At 49.9% G+C, this 833-nt stretch carries 1 protein-coding gene and 1 pseudogene; both read left to right on the forward strand.

The window, feature by feature from the left end:
• A pseudogene (locus VSQ61_RS22695) lies at positions 1–202 on the forward strand (ExeA family protein); the annotation flags it as partial.
• Between the two features lie 10 nt (positions 203–212).
• Positions 213–665: a hypothetical protein gene (locus VSQ61_RS22700; RefSeq protein ID WP_334346581.1), complete on the forward strand. Its 453-nt coding sequence runs from the start codon at positions 213–215 to the stop codon at positions 663–665.
• Positions 666–833: the final 168 nt, after the last annotated feature.

Consider the following 833-nt stretch of genomic DNA (forward strand, 5'->3'; position numbering starts at 1 on the left):
GGCAAAGCTTGACGGGGCGGGATGCAGCCACGCCGTCTTTGATGAAGGAGCCACCGAGGCCATCCTGAACGCTTCGGACGGCACGCCCCGTGTGCTTAACCGCCTCTGCTGCCAGAGCCTGCTGTGTGCAGATGCAAAAAAGCTGGATCTGGTGGATGCCGACACAGTCATGCAGGCCATAAACGACTGTGAACTGGGATAGGAGGCCGCTTATGGATAAGATAAAAAGGAAAGCCCTGCAGCGGGAACTTAAGGCGGTGGAGGATGCCTATGCCGGGACACTTGGCTGGCTGGAACTTGGGGAACTGCGTTCCTGGGTGGAAGCTGGAAACAGCCCCTATGAGAATCCGGAACAGGTCATCCATGAAGATGGTACCTTTTTTGACTTCATCGAATGGCATCGGACGGCACGGTGGGTCACCGTCAGGGAACCTCTCGATTTACGGGAGCCTTCGGACAGGGAGCTGTTTAACTTTTATACAGACAGACGCTCTGACCATGGCTCTTTTGAGGAGACAAAAAAGTACCTCCGGGATGCACAGACCTTTCTGGGCTGTGAGATCCTCACTCTCATAGATTTTCTGAAAGAGAGAGATCTGCTGTATGCGTACCTGCGTTATAAATATCCTGAACCACTGACAGAGGAAGAGGAACTTCCATTCTGATCTTTTCAGGAAGACATACCCCTGCGCAATTAATTTGCATAGGGGTATTTTCAGTTCCGAATAATGTGCGAAACCGTGTTCCCACAATGTGATGGGAAATCTATCATGGATTACTTTACTGCTAATATAATCTGAAAATCGAATGCTCTTTTAATCTGAAGAACAACA

This window comes from Candidatus Merdisoma sp. JLR.KK006, from assembly GCF_036941035.1.
Taxonomy (GTDB): domain Bacteria; phylum Bacillota; class Clostridia; order Lachnospirales; family Lachnospiraceae; genus Laedolimicola.

Coding starts and splice junctions, on each gene's coding strand:
- VSQ61_RS22700 (WP_334346581.1), top strand. CDS start 213: ATGGATAAGATAAAAAGGAAAGCCCTGCAGCGGGAACTTAAGGCGGTG.